Source organism: Salimicrobium halophilum, assembly GCF_900100295.1.
Taxonomy (GTDB): Bacteria; Bacillota; Bacilli; order Bacillales; family Halobacillaceae; genus Salimicrobium; species Salimicrobium halophilum.
The window spans coordinates 35,024-61,810 of record NZ_FNEV01000003.1; the positions used below are offsets into that span (position 1 = coordinate 35,024).

General features: G+C 45.7%; 29 protein-coding genes. 9 read left to right on the forward strand and 20 right to left on the reverse strand.

Annotated features, from left to right (window positions below):
• Positions 1–218: 218 nt before the first annotated feature.
• Positions 219–1,679 carry an APC family permease gene (locus BLQ44_RS05895; RefSeq protein WP_093192963.1) on the forward strand — a complete coding sequence of 487 codons (1,461 nt, stop codon included), beginning with the start codon at positions 219–221 and terminating at the stop codon, positions 1,677–1,679.
• A 124-nt stretch (positions 1,680–1,803) separates the two neighbouring features.
• On the opposite strand, the gene BLQ44_RS05900 is transcribed toward BLQ44_RS05895, so the two are convergent.
• From BLQ44_RS05900 to BLQ44_RS05945, 10 genes are all read right to left on the reverse strand, one after another.
• Complete coding sequence (locus tag BLQ44_RS05900) at positions 1,804–2,055, reverse strand: hypothetical protein (RefSeq protein ID WP_093192964.1); 252 nt, start codon at positions 2,053–2,055, stop codon at positions 1,804–1,806.
• A gap of 12 nt (positions 2,056–2,067) precedes the next feature.
• Positions 2,068–2,790 (reverse strand): hypothetical protein, encoded by a 723-nt coding sequence (locus BLQ44_RS05905; RefSeq protein ID WP_093192965.1) that lies wholly within the window; start codon positions 2,788–2,790, stop codon positions 2,068–2,070.
• Positions 2,791–2,959: 169 nt separating this feature from the next.
• Entirely contained in the window at positions 2,960–3,550 is a 591-nt protein-coding gene (locus tag BLQ44_RS05910; RefSeq protein ID WP_093192966.1) for a hypothetical protein, read from the reverse strand.
• 12 nt (positions 3,551–3,562) lie between these two features.
• Positions 3,563–3,664 (reverse strand): anti-repressor SinI family protein, encoded by a 102-nt coding sequence (locus BLQ44_RS05915; protein WP_407690367.1) that lies wholly within the window; start codon positions 3,662–3,664, stop codon positions 3,563–3,565.
• Between the two features lie 17 nt (positions 3,665–3,681).
• Complete coding sequence (locus BLQ44_RS05920; protein WP_245688120.1) at positions 3,682–3,906, reverse strand: helix-turn-helix domain-containing protein; 225 nt, start codon at positions 3,904–3,906, stop codon at positions 3,682–3,684.
• A gap of 252 nt (positions 3,907–4,158) precedes the next feature.
• Positions 4,159–5,646: a M14 family zinc carboxypeptidase gene (locus BLQ44_RS05925; RefSeq protein WP_093192969.1), complete on the reverse strand. Its 1,488-nt coding sequence runs from the start codon at positions 5,644–5,646 to the stop codon at positions 4,159–4,161.
• Complete coding sequence (locus BLQ44_RS05930; RefSeq protein ID WP_176757439.1) at positions 5,643–6,104, reverse strand: IDEAL domain-containing protein; 462 nt, start codon at positions 6,102–6,104, stop codon at positions 5,643–5,645. Before BLQ44_RS05930 ends, BLQ44_RS05925 begins: the two co-directional genes overlap by 4 nt.
• Before the next feature lie 77 nt (positions 6,105–6,181).
• On the reverse strand, positions 6,182–7,882 hold the full coding sequence (locus BLQ44_RS05935) for a phospho-sugar mutase (protein WP_093192971.1): 1,701 nt from the start codon (positions 7,880–7,882) through the stop codon (positions 6,182–6,184).
• A 15-nt stretch (positions 7,883–7,897) separates the two neighbouring features.
• A complete protein-coding gene (gene manA / locus BLQ44_RS05940; protein WP_093192972.1) occupies positions 7,898–8,857 on the reverse strand; it encodes a mannose-6-phosphate isomerase, class I in 960 nt (319 codons plus the stop codon).
• A gap of 65 nt (positions 8,858–8,922) precedes the next feature.
• On the reverse strand, positions 8,923–9,138 hold the full coding sequence (locus tag BLQ44_RS05945) for a hypothetical protein (protein WP_143004700.1): 216 nt from the start codon (positions 9,136–9,138) through the stop codon (positions 8,923–8,925).
• Between the two features lie 271 nt (positions 9,139–9,409).
• Between BLQ44_RS05945 and BLQ44_RS05950 the strand changes: the two genes are divergently transcribed.
• The 4 genes from BLQ44_RS05950 (at position 9,410) to BLQ44_RS05965 (ending at position 13,173) form a co-directional block, all read left to right on the forward strand.
• Positions 9,410–10,708, forward strand: coding sequence for a homoserine dehydrogenase (locus BLQ44_RS05950; protein WP_093192974.1), 1,299 nt, complete (start codon positions 9,410–9,412; stop codon positions 10,706–10,708).
• Complete coding sequence (thrC, locus tag BLQ44_RS05955) at positions 10,708–11,766, forward strand: threonine synthase (protein WP_176757440.1); 1,059 nt, start codon at positions 10,708–10,710, stop codon at positions 11,764–11,766. The genes BLQ44_RS05950 and thrC overlap by 1 nt, the downstream gene beginning before the upstream one ends.
• Positions 11,759–12,682, forward strand: coding sequence for a homoserine kinase (gene thrB, locus BLQ44_RS05960; RefSeq protein ID WP_093192976.1), 924 nt, complete (start codon positions 11,759–11,761; stop codon positions 12,680–12,682). Before thrC ends, thrB begins: the two co-directional genes overlap by 8 nt.
• A gap of 143 nt (positions 12,683–12,825) precedes the next feature.
• The gene (locus tag BLQ44_RS05965; RefSeq protein WP_093192977.1) at positions 12,826–13,173 is read left to right on the forward strand and encodes a hypothetical protein; all 348 of its coding nucleotides are present in this window, start codon (positions 12,826–12,828) and stop codon (positions 13,171–13,173) included.
• A gap of 1 nt (position 13,174) precedes the next feature.
• On the opposite strand, the gene BLQ44_RS05970 is transcribed toward BLQ44_RS05965, so the two are convergent.
• Positions 13,175–13,675 carry a sigma-70 family RNA polymerase sigma factor gene (locus BLQ44_RS05970; RefSeq protein ID WP_093192978.1) on the reverse strand — a complete coding sequence of 167 codons (501 nt, stop codon included), beginning with the start codon at positions 13,673–13,675 and terminating at the stop codon, positions 13,175–13,177.
• Between the two features lie 162 nt (positions 13,676–13,837).
• Here BLQ44_RS05970 and BLQ44_RS05975 point away from each other — a divergent pair, with 162 nt between their 5' ends.
• Genes BLQ44_RS05975 through BLQ44_RS16505 form a run of 3 tightly spaced genes read left to right on the forward strand, consistent with a single transcriptional unit; the run spans position 13,838 to position 14,787 of the window.
• Positions 13,838–14,287 (forward strand): RNA polymerase sigma factor, encoded by a 450-nt coding sequence (locus BLQ44_RS05975; RefSeq protein ID WP_176757441.1) that lies wholly within the window; start codon positions 13,838–13,840, stop codon positions 14,285–14,287.
• A 38-nt stretch (positions 14,288–14,325) separates the two neighbouring features.
• Entirely contained in the window at positions 14,326–14,604 is a 279-nt protein-coding gene (locus BLQ44_RS05985) for a hypothetical protein (RefSeq protein WP_093192979.1), read from the forward strand.
• Positions 14,605–14,619: 15 nt separating this feature from the next.
• The gene (locus BLQ44_RS16505; protein WP_176757442.1) at positions 14,620–14,787 is read left to right on the forward strand and encodes a hypothetical protein; all 168 of its coding nucleotides are present in this window, start codon (positions 14,620–14,622) and stop codon (positions 14,785–14,787) included.
• Between the two features lie 26 nt (positions 14,788–14,813).
• Here BLQ44_RS16505 and BLQ44_RS05990 read toward each other — a convergent pair whose 3' ends face one another.
• The 6 genes from BLQ44_RS05990 to BLQ44_RS06015 all read right to left on the reverse strand — a co-directional run bounded on the left by BLQ44_RS05990 (position 14,814) and on the right by BLQ44_RS06015 (position 23,572).
• Positions 14,814–16,475 (reverse strand): sodium:solute symporter family protein, encoded by a 1,662-nt coding sequence (locus BLQ44_RS05990; protein ID WP_093192980.1) that lies wholly within the window; start codon positions 16,473–16,475, stop codon positions 14,814–14,816.
• Positions 16,476–16,487: 12 nt separating this feature from the next.
• Positions 16,488–16,787: a DUF4212 domain-containing protein gene (locus BLQ44_RS05995; protein ID WP_093192981.1), complete on the reverse strand. Its 300-nt coding sequence runs from the start codon at positions 16,785–16,787 to the stop codon at positions 16,488–16,490.
• Between the two features lie 17 nt (positions 16,788–16,804).
• Positions 16,805–16,990 carry a hypothetical protein gene (locus BLQ44_RS06000; RefSeq protein ID WP_093192982.1) on the reverse strand — a complete coding sequence of 62 codons (186 nt, stop codon included), beginning with the start codon at positions 16,988–16,990 and terminating at the stop codon, positions 16,805–16,807.
• Positions 16,991–17,208: 218 nt separating this feature from the next.
• Positions 17,209–19,347: a 5'-nucleotidase C-terminal domain-containing protein gene (locus tag BLQ44_RS06005; protein ID WP_093192983.1), complete on the reverse strand. Its 2,139-nt coding sequence runs from the start codon at positions 19,345–19,347 to the stop codon at positions 17,209–17,211.
• Between the two features lie 205 nt (positions 19,348–19,552).
• On the reverse strand, positions 19,553–22,765 hold the full coding sequence (locus BLQ44_RS06010) for a chitobiase/beta-hexosaminidase C-terminal domain-containing protein (protein ID WP_245688121.1): 3,213 nt from the start codon (positions 22,763–22,765) through the stop codon (positions 19,553–19,555).
• A 135-nt stretch (positions 22,766–22,900) separates the two neighbouring features.
• Positions 22,901–23,572, reverse strand: coding sequence for a M15 family metallopeptidase (locus BLQ44_RS06015; protein WP_176757443.1), 672 nt, complete (start codon positions 23,570–23,572; stop codon positions 22,901–22,903).
• Between the two features lie 125 nt (positions 23,573–23,697).
• Here BLQ44_RS06015 and BLQ44_RS06020 point away from each other — a divergent pair, with 125 nt between their 5' ends.
• On the forward strand, positions 23,698–24,405 hold the full coding sequence (locus BLQ44_RS06020) for a DsbA family oxidoreductase (RefSeq protein ID WP_093192985.1): 708 nt from the start codon (positions 23,698–23,700) through the stop codon (positions 24,403–24,405).
• Between the two features lie 97 nt (positions 24,406–24,502).
• Here the strand turns inward: BLQ44_RS06020 and BLQ44_RS16380 are convergent, their stop codons facing one another.
• The 3 genes from BLQ44_RS16380 to BLQ44_RS06030 form a co-directional block, all read right to left on the reverse strand.
• Positions 24,503–24,682, reverse strand: a complete 180-nt coding sequence (locus BLQ44_RS16380) for a hypothetical protein (RefSeq protein WP_143004702.1) — start codon at positions 24,680–24,682, stop codon at positions 24,503–24,505.
• Positions 24,683–25,061: 379 nt separating this feature from the next.
• On the reverse strand, positions 25,062–26,516 hold the full coding sequence (gene panF, locus BLQ44_RS06025) for a sodium/pantothenate symporter (protein ID WP_093192986.1): 1,455 nt from the start codon (positions 26,514–26,516) through the stop codon (positions 25,062–25,064).
• Positions 26,513–26,785 (reverse strand): YhdT family protein, encoded by a 273-nt coding sequence (locus BLQ44_RS06030; RefSeq protein WP_093192987.1) that lies wholly within the window; start codon positions 26,783–26,785, stop codon positions 26,513–26,515. The genes panF and BLQ44_RS06030 overlap by 4 nt, the downstream gene beginning before the upstream one ends.
• Between the last annotated feature and the right edge of the window lie 2 nt (positions 26,786–26,787).

Here is a 26,787-nt window from a genome sequence, read left to right on the forward strand (position 1 = left end):
TTTAGACGAACCAAAGTTCGTCCCTTCCCCCCTTTAAACTCGTGTTTCTTTTAATATCGTCTGTAATAAAAAATTGTAAATAAGAAAGTTCATAATGGTACTTTCTCTTCAAATGTGGTGGTTAATGAGTTTAATTTTGTTTACAATGAGGAATGCACAAAAAATAACCCCAATTATGTCGAATTGGGGAAAAAGTATTTTAGGAGGATGTACACCTTATGGCTATAAGGGAAAGAAAGAAATTAGAAAAATCGCTTAAACCACACTGGGTCTGGGCAATCGCCTTCGGTTCCGCCATTGGTTGGGGAGCTTTTGTATTGCCACCGGACTGGATGAGCGATGCGGGACCAATGGGAGTCATCATCGGTATCCTGCTCGGGGCAGCACTTATGATGGTAATCGGGGTCAGTTACGGCTTCCTTATTGAGAAGTTTCCCGTTACAGGTGGAGAATTCGCCTATGCCTACATAGGATTCGGACGTCAATTCGCCTTCGTGGCCGGTTGGTTCCTTACCCTCGGCTATATGTGTATCGTGGCACTGAACGCATCCGCGCTATCTCTATTGGCCAAGTTCCTGTTCCCGGATATTATGGCGATTGGAACGATGTATACCGTCGCCGGCTATGATGTTTCTATTATGCAAATCTTAGTATCAAGTCTTGCTATTATAATCTTTGGTCTGTTGAATATTCGCGGGGCGAAGTTCTCAGGTAATATCCAATTTGTATTTGCAATGATTCTTATTACAGGTATCGTTCTGCTAGGACTTGGGGCTATCTTTACAGAAGGACCAAGCTTATCGAATGCAACTCCTGCATTCAAGCCTGATCAATCGATGATCATTTCAATCTTGACCATCCTGGCACTTGCTCCATTTGCTTATGTCGGGTTCGATAACATTCCGCAAGCTGCGGAAGAATTCAATTTCAAACCACAGAAAGCTTTCGGCCTTATCATCTGGTCTCTGCTCGCTGCTGGACTTGCTTATTCAGCAATGATTCTTATTACTGCAAGTACGATGCCTTGGCAGGACCTTCTGGGCGTCATCGATTCCCAGAATATCGAGTGGGGTGTCGGTTATGCCATTGAGAGTTATATGGGGCGTCTCGGCGTATTCATCATTGCTGCAGCTGTCTCTATGGGTATCTTCACAGGGCTTAACGGCTTCATGATTTCATCAAGCCGTCTTACGTTCGCAATGGGACGGGCCCGCATTTTGCCTAATGCGTTCCGTCAGTTGCATCCGAAATACAATACACCTTACGTAGGCATCATTTTCACCGTTCTCATCTGTCTGATTGCTCCATGGTTCGGACGTGAGGCACTACTTTGGGTGGTGGACATGTCTTCTACAGGTGTAGCAATCGCTTATTTCTTCTGTACAGCTACAGCATTCAAGTATTTCGCGTTTTCGGAAGCAGGCAAAAAGAAAAATCCGAAAGCTGTGGTCTCTCCAGGTCGGAAAGTATTCTCTCTTCTCGGTTTGTTGAGTGCTCTCGGATTTCTCGTGTTGCTACTGTTCCCACCGTTACCATCGTCGCTTGGACAAGAATCTTATATCGCGCTCGGCGTATGGATCTTACTAGGAATCGTTTTCTACTTTGCGAACCAGAAGCGGTACAATGATATCTCAAGAAAAGATATGAATTATCTTATTTTAGAAAAAGAAGAAGTATAATACAAAAAGAAAGCCGACTGTTATGAAGTCGGCTTTCTTCCATTTAATCTTCTATAAAATCCCAAAAAAAGCCAGCAGAGAATTGAGTGATAATCCTCTGCTGGCTTTTAAAATTTGATTGATTTTATGATTCGCCTTCTACACGGCTATCAAGTATCTGCTCTTCGCTCAAGTTTTGAGGCAACTTATGGATGCGATAATCATCTTTACCAGGGTTGTACTGAAAAGAATAGCGCTTTTCCGCCTCTCCCTCATCCACGACTAATTGAAGATCTTCTCTATTTTTGCCGAAATCTTCCCTATCAATTTTTAAAGCTTTTGCAACTCCGAGTACATCTTTTACAATTGGATTCAATTCTTTTACTGTGTAAGCCATGCTATCCCTCCATTAAGCACTCACAAAAACGGTTGCACTTTGCAGAGCCTGTTTAGATACCTGTTTGATTTGACCATTTCGAAACGCTTCTCTTTCCTTATCATAACTTAAATCGATGATTTGTCCATCATCAATCATCATATATACTTCAGCATTCTTGCCGGCTTCAGGAATATCACCTACGTTTATCTCTACTGCTGTGAAGCCCATAAGGACCTCTACAGCCTGACCATTTACTTCTGAGAATGTATATTGAGTAGCTTCATTCAATTCCTCTTCAGAACGTGGTGTACCGTTTACATTGCCATCCTCAGTTGGAGTTTCCTCTGTTTCTCCTTCAGAAGAACCCTCACTTCCTTCATTCGTTTCTCCATCATCCGAAGAATTTTCTGAGCTATTTGTAGAGCTGTCAGCCCCGGAAGCGTCAGAAGATGAATCTCCGGAATTCGTATTGCCGGAATCAGATTCTGATTCTGAACCGGAAGTTTCCCCTTCACCTGAAGATTCTCCAGTGTCCGAAGAGTCTTCTCCACTTGCGCTATCATTATTATTATCAGAGTCAGAAGAAGTCGCTTCTCCTGTTGCATCTGACCCTTCTCCTTCTTGCATTTCTTTCTCTTCAGCTGATTTATCCGAGCCTTCCAGGTTGTCGGCATTCTCCACATCATTTCCGGAGCATGCAGCTACTATAATAGACAACGAAAGAATCATGAACAAATACACAATACGTCTCACTTTGGTGCCTCCTTCTTTCTATCCGTTTGTCATTTCTTCCCTGATTATATCACGTTACCCGGCTATTAATCTATTTCAGATTGGTTACAATTCGCAGAAGAATTACACACTTTTTATCTATCTGTTTTTTCCTGGGACGACAAACAAAAAAGCCGGCTTCTGCCAGCTTTCATTTAATGCGCTTCATAGAAACCTGTTCTTTATTTCTTACAGCCCACGTACGGTATCCATACTTCAACCCATATCCTTCATAATCGAAACGGTGGATATGCTTTACGATCACATCTTTCACTTCCCGGTGATACGTAAAGAAGACGACAACCGGGTGATGAAGGGAGTCATAGAAGAACAAAGGATTCATGCTTCTCGCAATCTCACCGAACGGCCAAAATCCGTAATGGTCGAGCGTTTTTACGTAGGAATCATCGATGACGGCATCTTCATCCCAGGAAATATACTGACAGTCTGTATGAGTATTCAATAAATGATAACAGGAAGCAGCCTGGATATATGATAAAGGTGATTCGTCACCAAGAATGCTCTTCATCATTTCTTCTTTCTTCTGATCCGGAGATATCGCATAAATGTCCCGATTTCTGCATTCAAGCCCCCATCCGGCTTTCACTTTCAATTGAGAAAACCGTTCCACGACCGGTTTTACATCATAAATGACATGCATCAGATTGATGAAAGACGGTTGTCTCCCTCCATCGACATTCGTCTGAACAGCTGTCCGTTTGAAGGTTACCTTCCCCGTCATAAGCCCCCTCCTTTAATCACATGACTCGAGAAATTGTTTCACATCTTCCAGCGACAGTCCTAAATTCTTCGCTTCCTGTAACAGCTCTATCCAATCCCGGTCAAGATGTTCCATCACGGTGTCGCCTCCTATCATTTTGCTTTCTCATCAGAAGGGTTGCTGGTATGGGAAATAAGATCCTCAAGAGGAACATGTAAAGAAGTAGCCAGTTTACTCATTACGATATAGGAAGGATTTTTCTGTACGCCACGTTCAATATTGCTGATGTAGGATTTCGATACTCCTGACCGCTTCGCCAATTCACTGACCGATAAACCTCTGCCAAGCCTAAGTACACGAATTTTCTCTCCAATCATCGCCACATAGTTCAACCTCCCACTATCGTTCTTTATAACGAATTATTTATTATAGTATACATCGTAATTTTTAAAATAGAAAGAACCAAAAACAACCGTATATTCTCAATAAAGAACTAAAGCTTCATTTCTCTCCGTTTTCCTTTTGATTTCCGAAGTTTTCATTATATATTATTATTTTTCTTTTTAAAGAACAATATTTCTTATAAGAAGCGGCACCCTATTTCGTAGGATGCCGCAACCGGTCAATCATTATTCAACATCGAACGTAAATTCAATGCCACCTTCCATCTCATAATTCTCTGTAGATGTCACTTCTTTAATGAACATAGAGTACGTTTCTCCGGACTCGTAGCCGCCATTCGGCGGGTAAAGAAGGACTCTGTCTCCACCGCCTTGTACCGCTGACAATTCCACCTGCTGTCCACTCTCCGTCTGCACGTAGAAAGATTGCTCATTCAGGGAATCAGAAGTTAGGCTTGTATTAAATCGTACAGTAAATACATGGTCTGATGGTACCGTTTTATTCTCTTCCCACTCCTGGAATGCTTTAAGACCTTCCAGTTCTTCATTAAGAGTTTCCGGCGAACAGTTCTCACAGGATTGGTACCAGCTGTAAAGTTGCATCATCTGAATAGGATGCAGCCGGAAACGCTCATCCATTGCAAGTACTTGCGTATAATTTTCAGCGCCTGAATCAGCAAGCAATTGTTCCGTGCGATTATCCAGCCAAATTTCCGCCGGATCTCTGTAGTCACGATCGGCAATGACATACCCTTCTCTCGCAGCGTACAAACCGGCTACTTTATTATTCTCCCAGGCAGTAGGGAATCGCGCAGGATCTACATTCGTCGGTCCCGGATAAACGGCGAGTTCAGGTGTAAGGGCAGGCTGATCCCAATAATCGATGACCCAGTCCGTATAGCCGCTTCCATTGCTTTCGAAGTTGACGAGATCATATCCGCTGAATCTCGAATAGTTACGGGCAATACGGGAATCCCTGTCGTAATTCTCAGGTTCGATTTTATAATTCCAGTACATGATCTGTCCTGCCGTGTGATAAGAAATCGTCAGTTCCGGGTTCAACAGATACTGCAGGTCCCTCATCACTTTCGCTTCAGGGGCCTGGAGGGGATAGTCTCCTTTGAAGTTTTTATAACTTCTTGAAGTCTTCGTTACATTCTCCCATCCGGATGGATATTGACGATTCAAATCGATTCCCTGCGCATTCGCTTTCCAACGTTTAAAGTTGGTACTTCCGTTATTCCACTGAATCAGCTGGCTGTGAACTTCTTCCGGAAAAGCAGATAACCCCTTTTGCTGAAGCGTAACTCCGTCCGGATTCACCATCGGCACAAACCAGATGGTCGTCCCGTCCAGTACTTGTTTTGCATTGTATGTAGGAAAAGACGTTTCTCCCTGATATCCTTTCGCGTATTCCTCGATCATATTCATATTTAAAATCGTCGTCAGCCACTCCCTGGCATGATGAGAACCATTATAAAGAACATGATCTTCCCCGTAACCGAGTTTCACAAGAAAAATGTCACGATCGTAAACGGAGTCCCCGATATCATACACTTCTACAAGATCCCCGTACTCCTGATCCAGCTGTTTTAGATCTCCCTGCATCTGTTCATATGTATATGTCGTATTTGTGTCCACAATTTTATCGGCATGGGCCGATGCTGGAAAGGCCCATGCCAGAATAAAAAAGAACGCTATGCCAAATTTTTTCATTGTTCTTCTACTGTACCTCCATATTCCGTCAAACGATTGGTCAATTCAAGAAATGATGCTTCATCCCCCTTATCGATCGCCTCGTCGATAAGACGGTGAATGTTCTCTTTCTCAAGTTCTTCTATTATCGTAGTTACTTCCGTAGCCGGAATCGTCGTCCGCTTTTCATAAAACGAATGGATGATCTGATGGAGTTCACTGCGAAATTGTTTGATATGCATGAGATCGATTACCGTCATATGCAACACTTCTTCCCCGCTTTCGAAGGTGAACACATCGAATAAGTTATGGACTTTGTTCAAATCTTTGTTGATGAAAATCTCACTCGACTCCGACGGAATGAACTGATACGTCTCTTCATCGACATTCAATCGGACGTAAGAATGATCGAAAATGATTCTTAGAAACGGGCCGTCATCGACAATCGCATATGGCTGAAGATGTTCAAGTTGCATCATTCGCTTCCACCCCATTCAATCTGAATTTTCAGTATATTATACTATTATGACGGAAAATCCGGGAAAAATAAAGCGTTTTATTTAACAAGGTTCAATTCGTTCATCACTTCTTCACTAAGGGTTTCGAGCAATTTTCTACTCTCTTCTCTTGACGAGGACTTCACTCCATAATAGCACTTCAATTTCGGTTCGGTTCCGGAAGGGCGCAGGCAGAACCAGCTATCCTCAGATAGTAGAAATTTCACGACATTCGACTGCGGAAGTTCTATCGCTTCTTCCTGCCCATCCATGTATCTTCTGATCGAAGATTGATAGTCTTCCACCGCTCGTACCGACACCCCGCCAAAAGTCTCAGGACTCATGTTTCTGAATCTGTCTACCATCCGGCCGATTTTCTCCGTACCAGCGCGTCCTTCAAGCTTGAGAGAATCCATTCCTTCCATATAATAGCCGTGCTCTTTGTACAATTCCTCCAAGGCTTCGAGTAACGTATATCCTTTCTTCTTCCAATGAGCAGCTAACTCAGCTGCAAGCAGGGAAGCCTGCACGGCATCTTTATCGCGTACAAAACTTTGGACCAGGTAGCCGTAGCTCTCTTCATAACCGAAGGCAAACGTTCCTTCTCCGGAGCGCTCAAATTCGCGGATTTTCTCTCCGATAAATTTGAACCCAGTCAGCGTATCCAACGTCTTGGCTCCGTATTTCGAAGCGACAGCCCGTCCCATTTCGGAAGTGACGATCGTTTTGATGAGTGTCTTATTCTCAGGAAGAGTCGAATCATTAGCCAGAATGTAGTCGAGCATCAAAGCACCTGTCTGATTCCCTGTCAGAACCTGGTATTCTCCTGATTTGTCCGGCACAGCCAATCCGACACGGTCAGCGTCCGGATCCGTAGCTATCAACAGTTCAGCGCCTGTCTTTTTCCCTTCTTCGATGGCCAATGTAAAAGCCTGTGGTTCTTCAGGGTTAGGAGAGGCGACGGTAGAAAACTCCGGGTCCGGTTGTGCCTGTTCTTCGACGATACGAACATTGGAGAAACCTGCTCTCGTCAAGCTGTCGGTTACTAAAGGATGTGCTGTACCGTGCAGCGGGGTAAAAATGATCGACATGCCCTTATCAATGTCATCCGACAAGCGGATTCCCTGCACCGCTTCCATATAAGCACGATCCACTTCTTCATCAATCCACTCAAAAAGCCCCTTTTCTTCAAGGGCTGACACTTCTTCTGTGTGCACATAGAGCTCATTCTCTACTTCCTTGACCAGGGTGATCATCTCTTCGGCCTGAGCCAATGGAAGCTGTCCCCCATCTTCGTTATAAGCTTTGAATCCATTATACTCAGGCGGATTATGGCTCGCGGTGATAACAACTCCTGCCGTTGCTTTCAAATGGCGTACTGCAAAAGATAGTTCCGGCGTCGGTCTAAGGGAAGAGAAGACATAAGCCTTGACACCGTTCGCACCAGCTACACGTGCTGTTTCTTCAGCGAAGGTCTTGGATAAGTAACGGGAATCATAAGCGATGACGATACTGCCGTTTTCGGCCTTTTGATTTTTCACATATGCCGCAAGCCCCTGTGCCGCTTTCCGCACTGTATAGACATTCATGCGATTCGTACCCGGACCGAGTTTGCCGCGCATTCCTCCTGTACCGAACTCAAGTTCTTTATAAAAAGCATCTTCCAGTTCAGCTTCATCAAGGACTGCAAGTTGACTTCTCAAATCTTCATCCAGGTCCTTTTCTTCATCCCAACGCTTCCAATGTTCCTGCCAATCCATAGTAATCCCCTCCTATTATTGTTTATTGGAACGCGACACGATAAGTGTCCCGGTACCTTCAAGCGTAAACTTCTCCACTGTTGCCGGAATGATAAAATGAGTCCCTTTTTCGACAGGGTGAGCTTCTCCTTCGATCCATACATTCACATCCCCTTCGAGAACACTGAATAATAGATAGGAAGGATTATGGACCGGATACGTCATTCCGTGTATATCCCAATGCTCTACGGAGAAGTAAGATTCGCTGACGAGAAGTTCCTGTTTCATTCCTTTATGGATATTCGTTTTCCTTTCCAGATCCGGATCCTTATGAGGGACGGTAGTCACTTCAACTGATTGCTCCAGATGAAGTTCACGCTTCTCGCCGTCCTGACCTATCCGGTCGTAATCATACACGCGGTACGTAATATCAGAATTCTGCTGCGTTTCAAGAATCCGGACCCCGGCACCGATTGCGTGAATCGTCCCGCTCGGTACATAGAAAAAGTCCCCGCTCTTCACTTTCACCCGGCGTAGCAAATCATTCCACTGGCCGTTTTCGATATAACTGTTTAGCTCTTCTTTCGTTTCGGCGTGATGACCAAGTACAACTTCTGCATCTTCATCCGCATCTATCACATACCAGCATTCCGTTTTCCCATATGTCTTGTCTTCTTTCTCACGTGCGTAAGTATCACCTGGATGGACTTGAACAGATAAATCCTTGTTTGCATCCAGAATCTTCGTCAAAAGCGGAAACTCTTCTCCTTCTTCATCAGCGAACAGTTCCCGGTGATTATCCCATGCCTCTCTGATGGTAGACCCGGCGAGCGGTCCATTCGCAATCTCATTCGTCCCGCTTTCATGACCGGAAATCGCCCAGCATTCTCCCGTCTGTGGTGAAGGAATGGCGTACCCATACATGTCTCTCAAATTCGTTCCACCCCAGATTCTTTCTTTGAATAAAGGCTTCAGCATCATCGGTTGTTGATACACACTCAGTCCCCCTTGTCTTTCTATTATTGTATCAAAAAAGACCGGGGTATGCCGGTCTTCTTTTCTTATACGAGTTCTGTATTGATAAACTTTCTGAAATGTGTTCGCATCGCTTCCCTAAGCTTATTCATTTCAGGTTTCGGATTACATATGTAGACCTTTTCAGCAAACAGAATCCCTTCTTTGAAAAAGAAGTTATAATGCCCGGCTACCCCCATTTCCGTAATCAGCATACGGATCATGATGGTGCATTGATCAACGAAGTCTTTCAGATTCATCACATAACATCCCCTTTTATTTGAACTACCAGCATAAACGGAACAGAGGAGTTATACGTCAAATGAATCACCATTCACACTAGTTCAATTACAATTATATAGGTATTTCTACCTTTTACAATCTTTTTTTACATTATTATCATATTTTTCTCTCAAAAGTAAGCGGTTACTTCAAAATATTTAGACGACTCATCTTGTAGCCTCCCTCCTCTTCCTGTACAATGTCCATTATATAAACAATAATGTACTTTAGAAGTGGACAAGGAGTGATCGTATGAAAGACACCATTCACGTGGGACTATTAGGACTCGGCACTGTCGGAACCGGTGTTATCGAGATTTTGCACAATAACAAAGAAAGCATCAAACATAAAACCGGATGCGAAGTGAAAGTTACCAAGGCTCTTGTCCATGATCTCAATAAATCAAGAGACCTTCCAGGGGATAAAGTGGAGCTTACGGACAGTTATGAAGATATCACGAATGATGAAGATATTGATGTCATCGTCGAAGTGATGGGGGGCATCGATCACACACTGGATGTCCTGCTCGGAGCTATCGAAAACAAAAAGCATATCGTCTCTGCCAATAAGGACCTCGTAGCCGAGCACGGAGAAGAGCTCTTCGATGCAGCCGTACGTAACCAGACAGACCTTTATTATGAAGCGAGTGTCGCCGGTGGTATTCCGATCATCCGCTCCATCGTAGACGGTCTTTCTTCGGATAACATCCGTAAGATGATGGGAATCGTCAACGGGACGACAAATTATATTCTGACGAAGATGAGTCAGGACGGTTCGGACTTCGATGATGTTCTGAAAGAAGCTCAGGATCTCGGATTTGCAGAGGCAGATCCTACGGCGGATGTGGACGGACTGGACGCAGCAAGAAAGATGACGATCCTTTCTATCCTCGGGTTCTCCATGCCGACACGGCTCGATGACGTGAAGCTGAAAGGAATCCGCGGAATGTCCACAGCTGATATCGCCTATGCCGACAAACTGGGCTATACTATCAAACTGATCGGTATTGCTGAACACGACGAAGAAGGAATCGCGCTAAGTGTCGAACCTTCTCTATTGCCTAAATCCCATCCGCTTTCTTCGGTCAACGATGAATACAATGCGGTATATGTCTATGGAGATGCTGTAGGGGAAACGATGTTCTACGGTCCGGGAGCCGGAAAAGGTCCTACAGCGACTGCCGTCGTCTCTGACTTGATCGCCGTCGTGAAAAACATCCAGCTCGGAACGAACGGGAACAATTACGTGCACCCGCAGCACGAACGCAAACTGAAAACGCAAGCGGACACGTATACGAAGAAATATATCCGCCTGCGCGTTCTTGATCAACCGGGGATCCTGATGGAACTGACTCGCGTGTTCGCAGAGAAGGAGATTTCTTTTGACCAGATCATCCAACAACCTGCCGATTCTCACGAAGAGCGTGAACTGATGATGATCACCCACTCGGTTAATGAAGAAGCGTTCGAAGAAGCGATGGAAGCACTCCGAAGCCTGCCTTCCGTGCGATCCGTCGATAGTGTCTTCCGTGTAGAAGGAGGAGATGAATAATGTGGAAAGGTCTGATCCATCATTATAAAGAATGGCTTCCGGTGACAGAAGGAACGCCAGCTCTCACACTGAACGAGGGAAATACTCCTTTCATTCATCTGGAGAATCTGTCAAAAGAATTCGGCATTGAAGCTTACGTAAAAGTCGAGGGCGCCAACCCGACAGGCTCCTTCAAGGACCGCGGGATGGTCATGGCTATGGCGAAAGCGATCGAAGACGGTTCGGAAGCGGTCATCTGTGCTTCTACAGGGAACACATCTGCAGCTGCAGCCGCTTTTGCAGCTCGCGCAAACATGCGCTGCATTGTCGTCATTCCGGATGGAAAAATCGCAGAAGGAAAGCTTGCACAAGCTGTTATGTATGGTGCTGAGATTTTCTCCATTAAAGGGAACTTCGACCAGGCCCTTGAAATCGTCAAAGAAGTTGCGAAAGAAGACGGCGTTACTCTGGTAAACTCATTGAACCCGAATCGTATCGAAGGACAGAAAACGGCAGCTTTCGAAGTATGTGATGCTCTCGGAAAAGCACCGGACTATTTATGTATCCCGGTCGGAAATGCCGGAAACATCACTGCTTACTGGCGCGGCTTCAAACAATATAATGAAAAGCACGCAACAGGACTTCCGAAAATGCAAGGATTCGAAGCAAGCGGAGCAGCGGCCATCGTGGAGGACCGCGTCTTCGAAAACCCTGAAACCGTAGCAACAGCGATCCGTATCGGAAACCCGGCAAGCTGGGGACCTGCGAAAGAAGTCGTACAGGAATCGGGCGGAGAAATCGATAAGGTGACGGACGAGGAGATTCTCGAAGCTTATCACATGTTGGCACAAAAAGAAGGGGTTTTCGCAGAACCGGCTTCCTGCGCCTCTCTCGCCGGAACGATGAAAAAACTGAAAGAAGGAAAGATCGAGAAAGGTTCGACCGTCGTTCACGTCCTTACCGGTAATGGCTTGAAGGATCCGAACACAGCGATCGACACAAGTGAACTGAAACCGAAAGTGATCGAGAACGACCTTCATGCCTTCCGGGAAGCTTTGAAAGGAGAACATCATGAGTAATTTCACAATCACTGTACCTGCAACATCTGCGAACCTCGGTCCCGGCTTTGATTCTGTAGGTATCGCTCTATCGAAGTACGCAACGTTCCACTGTGAACCGAGCGAAGAGTGGCACTTCGTTGTGCCGGAAGCAGATCGTCCATTTATCCCAAGCGGAAAAGAAAACCTTATCTACCAGGCGGCCATTTTCACAGCGAAAGAATTCGGTCACGAGGAATTGCCTGCCTATAAGGTGACGACATCAAATGATGTACCTGTTTCCAGAGGGCTCGGCAGCTCATCGACAGCCGTTGTCGCAGGGATTGAACTTGCGAATCAACTGCTTGGCCTCGAGCTTTCTGAACAGGAAAAAGTGATTGTAGCCTGCAAAATCGAAGGTCATCCCGACAACGTCGCTCCCGCTATTTGCGGAGGGATTGTCATCGCTCATTACGACCACGATGTCCCGAAATATGTGAAACTCACGAACGGAGTAGAATCCTTACGATGGCTTGCAGTCGTGCCGGACTTTCACCTGAAAACGGAAGAAGCCCGCGACCTTTTGCCGAAGAAATTCTCTTACAAAGAAGCGGTCTATGCAAGCAGTACGGGGAACGTCCTCGTAGCTGCCCTCGCGCTTCATGACTGGAAGCTGGCCGGAGAGATGATGGAGAAAGACCGCTTCCACCAGGTCTACAGAAGTCCTCTCCTGCCAGACTTCGCCCCGGTATCCAAAGCTTTGAAAACAGCCGGAAGCGTAGGGACCTACGTCAGTGGGGCCGGCCCGACAATGATTGGCCTGTTTGAACAATTGTCTGAAGATAAAATCGAAGAACTGAAAGCTGTTTTTCCTCACCTTTACTTCGAATCCCTTCGAACGGATACGGAAGGGGTACAAGTGGAAAAATGCTTACAAAAAGAAGTTTCCGAAGCATAATTCGGAAGCTTCTTTTTCTATAAGCGATACTTTTTTTGTTTTTCCCTTTCTGTGGTAAAATTATATTATTCAGCAGACAAGTGCCTATTGGCCCAATTTTAAAGAATTATTTAGCTGAAACAACGTAAATAAGGAGTACTTTTATGAGTAAAGGCGCAAAACAATATAACTATGACACCGAAAAAGTAAAAAACTTGATCAAAAACACGAATCTTACTTACCGGGATATTTCAAAACAGACCGGTTGTCCCTATGCAAGCGTCGTTTATCACGGACGACGGATAAGAGGGAGAACAAATGGAAAAAATACGAAGGGTCCCGTAAATCAGCCTGCTCCCGTACTTGTCAAAAGACAGGAGGAGGAAAACCTTTCTTTTTCTATAACGAAGGAAAAAGTCTCGGTGCACCAGTATGATAAGGAAATGGAGCAGCTTATCCACGCGGCTAAACAAATGGGGGCTACTACCATCGATATTACCGTCAAAAAGTGAGTCATCGTTCGTCCACCAGTGGGGCGAACGTTTTCAATTTTCGTTTGGCATGCCTTCCCCAGTTCTTCACCGTATCCTGACTTACTCTTTCTTTTGCAGCAATTTGTGCTACGGACTTGTCCTCAATGATGAACTGTACGACCCATTTCCACTGATTATTCGTCAATTGATGCCTTATCCCCTCCCATAGTTTCTCATCTACCATTTCATGTGGCTGTTCCCATCCATCCTTATATGTATTCATCTGCTTATAATACGCTTCTTTTTCTGAATGACGATTCGCCTTACGAATACGATCGATCATGGCATTCTTGATTTTCCAGTTCGCATAAGTGTCGAATCCCCCTTTAGCGGCATCAAACGTTTTATATGCTTCCCACAGGGCCACAAGCCCTTCCTGGTAATACTCATCTCCCTGGTCCCTGATACCAAGATGGTGAATAAAGTAGTAGATTCTTCTTTCGTGTTCCTTAAGGATTTCCTCAAATACTTTCTCTTCCATGCTTTCACATCCCTATCATCTTGTTACTTTATAATCGTGATAAGGATGCATTTTGGTGTCATCTTTTTTAAAAATTCCATTTTTTCTAACGGAATTTTCAGAAATCTATATCTTTTTGACGATAAAAAAGGGATAATAAAAAAGTACAGAAAGGAGTTACTGATGATACATCCACCATTCTCCACTTTTCGTCCCCTTATTTACAGAGCACTTCACAATCTCCACCTCCCTCCTCCTTACGAAGATGACCTTCAGGAAGCTTATCTCATTTATCACGAGGCTCTCGAATCCTACGACCCGCATAAATCAAAATTCTCCACTTACTTCTATAGGAAACTGAACTACCATTACCTCTCGGAAATCAGAAAAAATAGAGAGCGACAAGCGATGCTGTCTCGCATTCTCGTCCTTCACCCCTCTTCTCATGTCGACCACTACTTCATTCATCCCTCATTAAGTGATAGAGAACAACGTATTCTCCAATTAAGTATAGAAGGCTATACGACAGACGACATCGCCTTGATGTTATCCCTCTCGAAGTCCACCATTTTAAGAGAACGCAAAAAACTTCAGCGAAAACTTTCTTTCTACGTTTCACCCACACAGGAATAAGGGAAACCTATACTACTACTTCAGAAGGAGAAACGCTTATGGATGCTAATCGACATCTGACACCGATCAGTAAACTGTGGCTCGACGATGTGCCGACAGACTTCACCCATGCATTCGTCGAGAGATTCGCCTACGAATGGGTCGTGGAAATAGTCAATCCCTTTCCGATCCCTCTGATTGAAAATAGAGAATATGTACTCACTTTATCGTTTGAGCAGAAAGACGGCGTTCTGTTCCCTTCGATAAATATCGAATCGTATGATATTATGCAGGGGGATGAATTTACGGTCTATCGCTTTTATATGTATCCTTTATAGGAGGGAAAAGAACACGTGTATTACTTAGGATTCGCTTTGTTTTTCTTGCTTTATTTTCTCGTCGGTTCATTCACGGACTGGCTCGAGTTGACGACGGTAGGCGGCCTGATCGCCATCGCCTTCATCTGTTTGAACATCTACATGTATATCAGAGACAAAAAGCAAAACACGGACGCTGACTAAAGGCATCCGTGTTTTTGTATGAGTGATTATTCCGCTTTTTTATTGACCCAGACTTCTCCGTTTTCGTACTTCAACTGTTCCGGATAACGGAGGTCCGTGACTTCGTCGATCGTTTGCTGTGTCGGCTTCTTGGTCATGAGGGAGACGATGATGTTAGCAAGGAACCCGGCTGCTGCGCCGAATACCCCTGCCCCCGTATCTATGATACCAAGAAGCGTTATTCCTCCGAATTTGGCAAGGAAAATGTAGCTGAGCGTCACTGTAAGCCCGACTAGCATTCCCGCCACGACCCCTGGTCCATTTGCTCTTCTCCACCATACACCAAGTACCAGTGCAGGGAAAAAGGACCCGGATGCGAGTGCGAACGCCCATGCTACGATCTGTGTAATCGCACCTGGAGGATTCAGGGCAATCAGACCGGCAATGACTGTTGCAATGACGATAGACCAGCGACCGACAGCCAGACGCTTTCTTTCCGTAGCCTTAGGATTGATGGAACGATAGTAGATGTCATGAGACAGGGCTGCGGAGATCGTGATCATCAGACCACCTGCCGTTGATAAGGCGGCAGCCATGGCACCAGCAGCCATCAGACCGATGACGAAGATACCAAGATTCGCAATCTCAGGAGTCGCCATGACGACGATATCTCCGCTGATGACAAGTTCCGACCACTGAAGCGTGCCGTCTCCATTGGAATCAGCTACAGATAACTGTCCCGTATCCACCCAGGACTGAGTCCAGGCAGGTAGATTATTGATGGAAGACCCCGCTACCTGCGTCATAAGAATGAAGCGGGAGAAAGCTGCATAAGCAGGCGCGGACAAATAAAGAAGTCCGATGAATACAAGTGCCCATGCTCCACTCCACCTGGCCGCTTTCATCGTCGCCACCGTAAAGAACCTGGTGATTACGTGCGGCAGCCCTGCGGTACCAGCCATAAGTGTAAACATCAAAGCGATGAACTGCCATTTCGTTCCTTCTGTGAATGGAACAAGGTATTCGCTTATGCCTAGCTGTTGATCCAGCGTTGAGAACTCAGATACGACTTCCCCGTAAGAAACCCATGGGAGTGGATTGTTCGTCAACTGCATAGCCATGAAAACGACGGGAATCACGTATGCTGTGATAAGAACAACGTACTGAGCGACCTGTGTCCAGGTGATTCCTTTCATTCCCCCGAGCGCAGAGTAGAAAGCGATCAGGACGACACCGATCAGTGTACCGATGGCTGTGTTCACTTCAAGTAGTCGACCGATGACGACCCCTGATCCCGCCAGCTGTCCGACTGAATAAGTGAAACTGATGATGATCGTGGCTGCAGCGGCTATGAGACGGGCCAAGTCGTTTTTATACCGGTCTCCGATGAATTCAGGCACCGTATATCTCCCATATTTCCTCAACTGAGGAGCAAGTAGAAATGTCAGGAGGAGATACCCTCCGGTCCAGCCCATGATATAAGCCAGCCCATCGTATCCGAGAAGCATGATCGTTCCCGCCATTCCTATGAATGAAGCTGCACTCATCCAATCGGCACCGATAGCCATGCCGTTGAATACAGGGGGGACCCCGCGGTCCGCTACATAAAAATCAGATGTCTTCTTTGCAGTGTTAAAGATGGCGATACCTATGTATAGCGCAAACGTCGCTACGATTAATGCGAGTGAGACTAGAAATTGTGTATCCATACCTTCCCCCTACTATTTATTGACCGCCTGATCTTCATCCTCTTCCTGATCAAGATCCAGCAGGCCGAATTTTTTGTCTACGATATCACTTATAATAGCGTTGGCGAATAACAGAAAAATAAATGTCAGTACAGCACCTTGTGCTCCCATATAATAATGAAGCGGCATGTTTAAGAACGTAATAGATGATAGTGGCTCTGCAAAAAGCACTACCCCATAAGAAACACAAAATCCGATGGCAAGATAAATGACGATGAGCATGGTGCGAGTACGGAAATAAGCATCCGCTGTCTTCTTATCGATCTTCTGCAAATGATCCACCTCCTGATTTAATCCCTTAAGTCAAAAATGAAAGATACCGTCTCCCAGAATGGAAGCGGAACCATCGCCACTTTGACGATGACGAAACCGAATAGTGCCAAAAATGGAGCAAAGAGAAAGAAAGGTTTCGATTTTTTAAGTCCTAAAAACACACTGACGACCGTCAGTATCACAAATCCTATGACAAGTTCCATGAGTCACCCCTTTCTGTAATCGCTTACAATTATGACGATTAATTTTTCGAAAATATTAAATTTTCTATATATTATTAAACTAGATGTTCACAAATATGTCAATAATATGGATGCACTTTCGAAAAATCGGACCCATGTCCCTAAGTAGATCGATGCTCCTGATTAAAAACAAATAAAAAAATGACCTCCGGATGATCCGGAAGTCACTCTCTTCACTATTACTGGTTCACATCGACAATACGGCCTTCTACTTCAGGAGATACAGAATCCCCCTGAGTCTGAAGATATTCTGTGAATACGTCGTAGTCTACGAATCCAGGCTCACTTACCCGGTTATCTTCATAAACTTCTGCAAACATGTCGTAATCGTCCCCGCCTTGAATGGTGAACAGGTTACTAGCTACATAATACATTTCATCTTCCATCAATGGTTCATACGTACCATCGTCCTGTAGTACTTCTGCACTTACGATACGCTCACCGGCAGGCTGGCTGCTGTCGTATTCGAACTTCATACCAGCGACGTGGAGGAACTGTCCACCTGCAGTAGGAGCTGTAGATACGCTATGCTCCAGAGCTTCCATGAACTCGGAACCCTGGATTTCCATGATGCCAAGTTCGTTTCCGAATGGCATAACCTCCAGAATCTCTCCTAGAGTAATCGGTCCTTCATCGATAGAAGTACGGATGCCTCCTCCATTGGATACAGCGATTTGTGTTTCAGGGTTGATCTGTTGAGCTTTCCAGAGCATACCGTCTGTGATCAGGTTCCCGAGATTCGTTTCCCCTGTACGTACGTCTTCACGCACACCATTTAATGGAACTTCAGCAGATACTCCGATTTCTTCTTCTTGCAGTTCTTGTACTTGCTCCGTGTAAGGTTCAAGCTGTTCAGCAAAAGATTCGTCTTTAGGAAGCCCATCAAGTTCAACGAGTTCCCCTTCGTAATCAGTGATTACACCGTTACTATCAAATTCGACTTCCAGTGTGCCAAGATTGTCGTTATTTCCACCTGCCTGTACGATTACAGTAGGTTCATCTTTGTCTACGAAACGAGGCTCAGGAATCTCCGTGTGCGTATGACCGCCGACAATAATATCAATGCCGTCTACTTCTTCGGCCAGAACTTCATCGTTATCGTATTCAGGATTATCGTTCAGTCCGAGGTGCGTAAGGGCGATGACTTTATCCACCCCACGGTCTTCAAAAGCTTGAACCATCGCTTCCGCTTCTTCAATGTAGTCGGAGAAAGTAATATTCTCAGGACTGGAAATATCGGCTGTTTCTTCAGTCGTCAACCCGAAGATTCCGACTTCCTCTCCCTTGACCTTTTTCGTGAAGCCACTGTAAATCTGTCCATCCTTCGCATCTGCCGTCACGATATCCGTTTTATCCATATCGTCAAAAAGTGGATCCTCGGAAAAATCGACGTTGGAAGCGACAAATGGAAACTCCGCGTTATTAACGAATTCTGCAAGGGCTTCGTGACCATTTTCACCAGCTCCGAGGTCAAATTCATGGTTACCGAAAGACATGGCGTCATAACCGAGCTGATTCATAAAATCGAGGTCGGCCTGTCCCAGGAACTCCTGGAAGTAAAGAGTACCGGAGAAGACATCTCCACCACTAAGAAGGAGTGATGCAGGATTTTTACCGCGGAAATTGTCTACCGCTGTTTTCGTCTCGGCTATGTTGCCGATGTTTCCGTGTGTATCATTCGTGTGCATCAACGCAAGCTCATAATCGTCGTCGGTCGCTTCAGCAGCTCTATGAAGGAACACGGCGTAATCTCCACGTTTCGCTTCCATATCGACACCGAACTCCGTCTCAGACACACCATTAGTGATGCCATGATCGACTAATGCCTGGACCGCTTTATAATAGCGGTTGCTGACGTCATCAAAATCGATGGTATCCGTAGTCGGTTCCAATCCGAACCCTTCCTGGATCCAGATAGCCAATTCACCACGAGTGATCAGATCATTGGCCCCGAATGTGTCAGAAGTCTTACCTTCTGTGATACCAGCCTCTTTAAGAGCCGCTACTTCAGCTTCTGCACGAGCCGGAACATCATTGAAGCCTGTATCAGCATCAGCGTCAATATCAAGACCAAGAACATTGGCGAGTTGTACTGCCGCATCCACACGTTTGATCGGCATATATGTACCGAAGGTCGTTTCTGTGTACCCCTGGGTCGCTCCCTGTTCAACCAGGAAATCAACCGCTTCCGTATATCGGTCGTTGACGTCTTCGAACTGATGCGAATCCGCCATTACAGCAGGTGCTGATACCGTCACCGCAGCTGTTGCAGCTATTGCGGAAGCCGTCAGCATTTTCTTGTTTTTACTCACATCCATCTCTCCTTTTAGTAAAATATGAAAGCCCATTCATTTTTCATTTTACATGAAATATTCTGAAAAATAAACGAGTTTTACAATTTATTATAAGAACTTTTACCTACGCTCAAAAAATGAACGCCTTCTTCTCCCTGAAAATCAAGTATTAATGGGGTTTCAGGGAGATAGGCGCCAAAACTACTTACACTGATAACTGTTCAGATGATTATTTGTTCCTACCCTTTCCGTTTCCAGGGTGCTCGTCATGAACAGGATGATCTTCCCATTTGTCTCCGTTTTTCTTGTTTCCTTTTCCAGGATGTTCGTCATGGACCGGGTGATCTTCCCACTTGTCATGGCCCTTCATTTTTCCTGGATGTGTACTCTCTTCTTCAAAGTCGAATAATGCAAGCACTGGGTCATGATCACTTGCCCTTCCGTTCTCTACACTGAAATTGGAATTCACGTTGATCGTTTCGATTTCTGCGTTCTCATACAAGCTGTCTGTCGCAAGAATGTGATCCAATACTTGGGCATTTCCCTGATAGTTGTACGTATACCTGTCTTGCTGGTCCACGTCTTCAATCAAATTGTTCAACACATCCCCTTCTAATTCTTCCAGAGGATTCGAGAATTCGAAATCGTTCAAGTCACCCATTACGACTACATTCGCATTCTCCATTTCCGCTTCCACTTTCTCGGTGAACTCGCGGATCAAAGCAGCTTGTTTCATACGTTGGTCTTCACTTCCGAGTTCGTAAGGATGCTCTGCTCCAAACGGTGCTCCATCTCCGCCTTTGGAGTTGAAGTGATTCGTTATGACAATCACTTTCTCTCCGTTGAATTCAAACTCGGCTGCCAATGGTTTCCGGGAGTCATCCCAAGCCTCATTTTGCGGAGCGATTCGTGCAGGGTTGTGGGAAAGTCCGTCTTCTGTCACTTCCACCGCTGTTGTCGCATCTCCCGCTGGTTTGTCCGTCATCGTCACGCGCTCCGGATTATAGATGACACCGACTCGGATATTCCCGCCTGGAATACCCCCATCCTGACCATCTTGAGGAGCTACCTCCGCGTATTCATACGTCGGACCGCCTGCTTCTTCAATGGCCGTGATTAACGTCTCATAACTCTCACTTCCGTCGACAGTACCGTCATCTTCGTTTCCGCTATTATCCTGCACTTCCACCAATCCGACGATGTCAGGAGCGTTCATATTCTCCACCATCTGTTCAGCGATCCGAGCAGTTTTTTCAGGGCTCGTCTCCGGCGAGAAGTTTTCCATGTTATACGTTGCTACAGACAGCTCTGTCTCGGAACCTTCAAGCGTACCGAACTCTTCCTCGGCTCCTCCATCTTTCAATTCAGGAAGGTCTCCGGTCGGACGGATTTTGTAATTGCTGTAGTCGTAGTTCACGACACCGGTAATCGAGCCTTCAAAGTAGTCTCCCGTTTTCGCAACGATGTCCTCGCCATCTACATCAATCAACATCCGCTCCGGGTTCAGATCCTCTTCCGTCAGTCGCAGACCATCGACATCCGTAAATGCCTGATCTTCACTAGTTTCTACGTAAACCGGAAGTTCTTCGTATTTGACAGGACCGGTTACCGTTGCATCCGGTAGTTCCACAAGCATTCCCTCGAGACTTTCATAGAAATCAAGACCGTCCGTCTTAGGATCGAACGAGGTCATGCCGTCATCTTCGACCGTTTCTGTAGGCTGAATACGATCTTCACCAATGACGGTGGTATCCGGCAGCTCCGACCCGGAAGAGATTTCTGTGATACCTGAAGCCGAAATCTGAGTAGTAAGGAGGTCATCAACATCGCTATAGCCGTCTTCTCTCCATTCGGTTACCTCACCATCTACCGCTACTTCGTCTCCGACTTCCACCTCATGACCAGAGCTATAAACATAGATACCTTCTGATGTACGAATGTCATCATCCGGATTCACCGATTGCATATAGAAACCACTGGATCCGTCCAGCTTCGTCACCACACCTATCACTCCGGTCACGGCTTGTCCTTCATACGGAGAGGTGTGGCCGACTCCCTGGATGTCGTGGATCTCCGCATCATCTACAGAAGGCAGAACACTGTACGTAAAGGTCTTCCCTTCACTTACTGTTCCATCTTCTTTCACGACAACTGCACTCAGCGTCGTGTCTTCCGTGATAGGAATCGGTCCGGTATAGAGAGTACTGTCCATATCAGCTTCAGATCCATCTGTCGTGTAGCGGATTTCTGCATTTTTCTGAGCAGTATATAGTTCTACTTCTGTGCCTTCGACGATACTGCCTGATTCTTCAGAAGACTGGACAGCGAATACTTCCGTTACAACATCTCTGTCGTTTCTCGGAACAATCCGGTATTCGTTATAGCTGTAGTTCACCACACCCGTCAGCTGTTCGTATGTATCCCCTACATCAAGCAGCCCTTCTTCTTTCGGAGTGGAATATAAAGTACCCTCTTCATCCTGAAGTGTATAATCGCCGAATTCATTGACACTTTCCACTGTTACGTTTTCTGCCTGTACAAGCTCCCCTTCCACATCTTCAGTCATACCAGAACTGGTCACTGTTTCAGGTTGTGGAACACCAGGGGATCCCGTTTCTTCGATAGCAGAGTCCAGGGTTTCTATTTGAGCCATCCCGAAATAGTCACCAAGTGTACCTTGGGCTTCCACTCTTGTTCCAAGATCTACGTCAAGAGAAGGACCGCGCAGAATGACTCCAGCAGTGTCGTCCTGAACGTACAGGTTTGTTTGACCTCCGGTGACAAAAGATGCAGTTACAACACCTTCCACTCTCACGGTATCCCCTTCGGAAGCATTTCTGGCTTCTGCAATCGTGACTTTTTCAACCGCTTCCTCTTCTTCTACTTCGTAACTTCCAAGATTTTCGAACGTATCTTTCGGATAAGGATTCCATTCAGCGGATGTTTCAAAAGCATCATCTATAACCGTATCACCGGACGTAATACTTTCATCTCTGACAAGCGTTACGTCTTGCCCGAAGGAGTCCTCGCTTCCGGTCTGGCCTATGGAATCGACCACAGTGTCTGCTTTCTTAAGAACAACCGGGTCATTCCCGTTAAAATTCGTCACTCCACCGTTTTCCGTATCCGCTTTTGCGAGTACTTCTTCACCGGCACTCGTGTGAGCGATCACATGAACATCACCGGCTTCAAGCGTTCCTTCGAGCGTTAAATCGGTCGAAGCCGTGGTGCTTCCATTGGAATACAGCTCCACGGTATACCCGGACAGATCCACCGCTTCCCCGGTGCCGTTATAAATCTCAAGTGCTTTGTTATAGCCGCTTCCCTCTACATATTCAGAAAATAATAAATCCGTCGTCTCCTCTGCACTTACCCTGTCCACATTCGCATATGGTGCAAGCACCATTGCTGCCGTACCGATACCTAGCGCCAACCTTTTCACATAGTTCAAACGCGTCTCCTCCTTTTAATAAATGTAAGCGCATTCTTATTATAAATGGACAAGGTTAATGCTGTGTATATATATTCTGGAGATTTTGTAAATTGATTCAAAAGGTTCGAACAACTTTCTGATCCGTCACCTGTAAAAATTCACCCATGTCTCAGGACCTACAATTCCATCGACCTGCAGACAATGTTTCCTCTGGAAATGACGTATGACTTCTTCTGTTTTCGGACCGAAAATTCCATCCGTTCTTATTTGCACGGCAACTTGAACCTGTTTGACCCGCTTACCTCTGCTACCTCTTCTTAGTAGAAACCCGGGATAATCGAAAGGACTCTTCCCTGTTTTCAATTCTTCCCAAGACATACCATGGGTCCATTCTAGGTGAGGGTAATCCTGGAAAGAATTCCAGTTTCCACCCCACGTAAATCCTAAGCCTTTAGCCACAGAAGCAACCCTTCTCCAGTCCTCATTCACTTTCCATACGGCTTGTTGTCCGTTATCCGTAACAAGGCAAAAATCGATAGCAAATCCGTAATTATGGATACTCTGTCCGGGCTTTGCGTTCGTTACCACCTTCCCCCGTCTCCCATATTTGGTACCATTGAACTGATACCCTGGCCGACCTTGCCCATAAAGGTATGCTTGTTGTTCATGAGAACGGTATCCCCCGGTGACCTGGGCGAAGATCCCTTCATCATAAACTTGACTGATGATTCTCTGCCCCCATTCAGCAATACGGTTCTCCACGCCCTGCATATTTCTCGTGCTGCGCCGCAATAGTTCTTCCCTGGTGATTTTCATTTGACCACCCTCCTTCAGAGCTATAATCGAAACGGATTTCATTCGGGTGTAATCAGATTAATGGATTTTTTGGAAACAGACATCTAAAATAAGTACATGAAACGGATGAAGTTGAGGTGAAAATGATGAAAATAGAAATATGGTCCGATTTTGTATGCCCCTTCTGCTATATTGGGAAGCGGCGCCTGGAGCAGGCAGTGAATGCTCTCCCTGAACATGCGGAAGTGGAATGGGAATACAAAAGTTTTGAACTGGACCCTGACGCAGAAACACAAACGAAACCGAACATGCATGAGAAACTGGCTAAAAAATATAATAAAACCTTAGAACAGGCGAAAGAAATGACTTCTCATATGGAAGAAGAAGCGAAACAAAGTGGACTCACCTTCCGCTTCGATCAGGTGATTCCGGCGAATACGTTCGATGCTCATCGCGTCGCTAAATTTGCGGAAGAACAAGGAAAGAATGACGAAGTGACGGAGAAGTTCATGCAGGCTGTGTTGACAGACGGAAAAAATATCGGAGACGCTGAAACGATCTATGAGCTCGCTGTAGAGGCAGGGCTTGATTCTGATGCCGTAGCTCAGGTATTGAGAAGCGAAGATTATACAGAGGCCGTACGAAATGAGGAGAGAGAAGCCTATCAGCTCGGCGTACAGGGCGTTCCTTTCTTCGTCATAAACCGTAAGTATGCCATATCCGGGGCACAGCCCAAAGAAACGTTCGACCAGGCACTCGAACAGGTATGGCAGGAAGAGAATAGTACTCCATCCTTCACCAGTCTGAATGGCGCTACAGGAAGTACATGCACGGAAGAAGGCTGTGACGAATAATACAGAAAACAGGCGAGCGTCTCCCCCAAGACGCTCGCCTGTTTGTATCTTCTTTCCTTCTCTGTTCCATGACATATGCGCTTTCTCCTGGCATGGATTAATCCCTCTCTTCTATCACTTCTAAGTAAAAATCGTAACAGTCCCCACACAGGACCGTTCCATCATGTACCCCATCCTGTACGTAATACATATGGTCTTCAAGTTCTTCGGTATTGCAGTGATGACATGGTCTCGTAAGTGTGAACCATTGCTCCTGCTCAAGCTGCAATTGTTTCATCCCTCCTCTCACTATGTATCTTACCGGGCTTTCCTGTTTCGCTCAAAAGCGGATTATTGAAAGAAGCTGCTCTTCGGTCTATAGGAATAATAGAATTCCAGGTCACCTTTTTGAATTTCTCAACCTGCGGTAAGTCAGAAATCGATGAATGATAGTTTTTTAAATTTTTTCTTCTGTCCCCTAATTCTATTCGATGAATTTTTCATAAGAAACATAGAAAACACAGCATATCATGAAGTATGGAACACTTTTTTCACTCCTCAAAGGCTAACATGCATCATTCCGATTGTTATGCGATAGTTTCCTCCCAATCGTATGCAAAATCATCTCATAACCCTCCTTCAACAAGAAAACCCGACCATAAGAAGGTCGGGTTCCATCACCTGGATTGTTCAACTGTATGACTTACGTATTCCTGGGAAGTTCCCAGACTAACAAGAATATAAATGATAAAGGAAAACACAACAGGTAGCACGACGCTGTGCATACCGAGAGGCTGGGAGAAGAACTGATCGATCACTATATACGAAACGATTCCTGTCAGCATAGAAGAAATCGCTCCATATTTGTTCCCTTTCTCCCAGTACAGTCCGAGCACCACCGGCCAAATGAAGGTAGCTTCCAGTCCGCCGAATGCGAACAGGTTCAGCCAGATGAGAAGATCCGGAGGCTGCAGAGCCATCAGGAAGACGAGAATACCAAGTACAGCCGTCACTCCGAAACTCATCGTTTTCACCCGCTTTTCGGAAGCGTCCGGTTTCATATAAGTGACATAGATATCTTTGACGAAAGCAGAACTCACGAGGAGCAGAAGGGAATCGACGGTCGACATGATTGCGGCCATCGGTGCAGCCAGTACGAGCCCCGCTACCCAGGCGGGCAGTACTTCAAGGGCTATCATCGGCATCACACGGTCCCCCACCTCGATACCAGGCAGGATCGGTCTCGCGAAGACACCGATCAGGTGCATATTAAGCATGACGAAGCCGACGACTACCGTTCCGATGATGATTGCACGGTGCATCGCCTGAGAACTTTTGTAAGACATCGCCCTCAGCGTAACCTGAGGAAGTCCGACTACAGCTACACCTACAAGAATCCAGAACGAGGAGACGTAGGCAGGAGAAAGTGTCAACTCTGCACCGAACGGAGTAATCAAATTAGGGTTTTCAGCAGATAAATCATTTATGATCGTATCGATTCCTCCACCGGCTATGATGGTAGCGATAAGTAGAACGAGCGTACCTATGAACATCACGCTTCCCTGTACCGCGTCCGTCAAAGCTACAGCACGGAATCCTCCTATTACGACATACACCAAAACGGAGGCAGCGAATATGAACAGCGCGGATGTATAAGGGATGCCCGCGACTGTTTCTATCAGCCTTGCTCCCCCGACCCACTGTGCGGCCATCGCAGAGAACAGAAATACAATGATACTTACCGCCGCAATCAGCGCTACCGTATGACTTTGATACCGCGAACGTAAATAATCCGTTAATGTAACAGCTTTATACTGACGAGCTTTGATTGCGAATTTCTTTCCGAGGATCATCAGCACGAAGTAACCGGTGACCACCTGCGTCATAGCAAGCAGCACCCATGCCAACCCTTGAGTGTAAGCCACTCCAGGCCCCCCGATAAAACTACTGGCACTCCCGTATGTAGCCATCATAGTCATGGCAAGGATAAACCCGCCTAACTGCCGTCCTCCTAAAAAATATTCCTGCATGAAATCCTTTTTAGACAGACGGATCGACCGGTTAGCCCAAAATCCGATAAAGAAAATAAGTAGAATAAATAAAAACAAGGGTAATACAACTGCAATATTCATTTGAACTCTTCATCCTCTACATCCAGAGATACGTCTGTAAAGAAAATCTTCACGACAAAAATCACCAATACCGACATTAATAGAAAACCACCGACACAACTCATGAAAAACCAGGCCGGCAACCCTAGTATGTAACTGTATTCTTCAGGCGGTTTGCTTCCGAGACCATAAGCAAAGCCGAACCACCAGAGAAAGTTGATAACAGCAAGTCCTATGCCAATCAAAGCTTCACGATTGGCTATCCTGAACCTGTGATCCTGTTTTTCCACTT